The organism is Pseudorhodobacter sp. (assembly GCF_030452865.1).
Taxonomy (GTDB): Bacteria; Pseudomonadota; Alphaproteobacteria; order Rhodobacterales; family Rhodobacteraceae; genus Pseudorhodobacter.
On the sequence record NZ_JAKDLJ010000536.1, the window covers coordinates 1 to 1,974 of the forward strand.

General features: G+C 60.4%; 2 protein-coding genes and 1 pseudogene. All 3 read right to left on the reverse strand.

Going from position 1 to position 1,974, the window contains the following annotated elements; all coding sequences use genetic code 11:
• Window positions 1-850: phage terminase large subunit family protein (locus tag L0H65_RS19135; protein WP_301460781.1), on the reverse strand; the 850-nt coding region annotated here is incomplete at its 3' end.
• Complete coding sequence (locus tag L0H65_RS19140; RefSeq protein WP_301460782.1) at window positions 851-1,483, reverse strand: hypothetical protein; 633 nt, start codon at window positions 1,481-1,483, stop codon at window positions 851-853.
• A gap of 276 nt (window positions 1,484-1,759) precedes the next feature.
• Window positions 1,760-1,974: pseudogene (locus L0H65_RS19145) on the reverse strand (hypothetical protein); the annotation flags it as partial.

Here is a 1,974-nt window from a genome sequence, read left to right on the forward strand (position 1 = left end):
CAATGCGCTCTTTGTCGCCGTGTTGGATCAGACAACCGCAGCTGTCGCAGGTAAAGCACGCCGCATGCAATCGGGCCGGGTCGATATTCGCCTTAAAGTTTTCCCAGGTTAGAGGGGCCGCATGGCCGCAATGCGGGCATGGCACATAGTAAAATCGCTGGTCCGACCGTGCGAACACGTTGGATATACGGCAGGTGCCTTTGATCTGCGGGGTAGAGACCCGCAAAATCTTGGCATCCTCAAACCCCGAGGCGCGCGAGACTGCCAATTCCTCCGGGTCACCTTTCGGCGTCATGATGAATTTTGACAAATCGTCCAGGATGACAAGGCGGCGGGTGGTCCCGGCAAGGTCATCGGGAGACCCTGCCGAGGCGATTTTCAACGACCCATTGCGCGACAGGGTTTCTTGGTTGAACGTATTGTCTTTGTTATCGCCGCCACGCCCATCCCCAAAGATTTCGCGCAGGCTTGGCGCTTGCCGACGCATCGGCAACCATTTGTTGTTGGCCCATTCGGTCGCGGCGCTGGTGGTTGGATGCACGACCAAACTGTCCAGAGGTGTGTATTTATGCCACGCCGCGACCGTCGGGTTGATGATCGAAACTGTTTTGCCCCATTGCGCCGATCCGCGCACCGTCACTTCGCGGGCCGGATGTTCGGGTGACAGAACCTCGTGGATCTCGGCCAGAAACGGAAAGCGGCGAATGTTGAACGGCCCCGGCATCGGCGACCGCTCATCAAAGACAATATTGGCCTCGCACCAACGCGTGATGTCCGGCGGTGGCGGTGGCAGCATCGCAGCCGCCATGGCCCGCGCCACAACCGACCCCGCCGAGACAAGAAAGCCCATCTAGCTGTCTGCCGCCTGTTCCGCTTCGGTCAACTCTTGCCCTCCTGCATGATCCGCAAGACTGGCCGCGCGGGTGGACCGATGGGCGCGAAAAGTTTGCACCAGCAGCTGGCGCGCTTTCAGAAAGTCTACACCCAGATCGTCGGCGATCCGGCGGGCCCCATCGCGCAACACCGCTTCAAATTCTCTGATTTCCTGCCCGATGCCACGCGCCACTTGGCGGGCCACTTCATCCGCGAGCACATATTGCCCTTCGGCCAGCAGGTTGTCGCGCCGCTTGCGCCTGGCATCCTCAATCGCGCTTTGGGTCTTGGCCATGTCATAGGCCGAGGGGTCCGCAGGTTTGATCTCGGTCGCACCCGCCGGGTAGCTTCTAGGCAGATCCTCTAGGGGCGGCGCTGGATCATCCGCAATCCGGCCGAGTGCTTTTTTGGTTCCCGAGCCATTCCCGAGCATCTGCCCCCGGTCAAGGTTACGCCCTAAGGCCTTGGCCACCAAGATCGGATCAAACCGCCGCTGGCGTCCATCCCCTCGAAAACACCCCTCCAACTGGCCCGCCGCAACATACTGGCTCACGCGTCCCTTCGAGACGCCCAATTCCTTCGCCAGATCAGTTGCCGAAAGACCGGCCATATTGAGAACCCCTGTCGTTTAGCCTCCATCGGTTTAGGCTTTAGTTTAAGTTTACCTCCCCCAAACACACACACTTCGCGCTCCCGTATACGGTGGGGGCCGGGAAGGACCCGTTGAATTCGGTTCCGTCTGTGATGACCGCATTACCGGCCCGATACATGGGGTGACCTCCACGGTTGAAACACGAAACGCCCGCGAGGGATACCTGCGGGCGTGGTTGTGGATGATGACAAAGAACATGCCTGCGACGGAGTTAAGCGTCAAGCCCCTATTTGATCAGTAGCCCTGCATCCGGTCCAACGCGGCACACAGGGCACGGCGCAGTACATCCCGATGCTCTCCGAAGGCGGACCACCCATGCGCGCGCAGAACGCCGGTCACGTCCAGTCCACCAAGGCAAACCATGTCGACCAAGCGCCGATCAGGGATGGACGCCTTACTGCCCCGCAATGATGGACGGATGCGGCGCACCACCATTGCCTCCCCCAGAC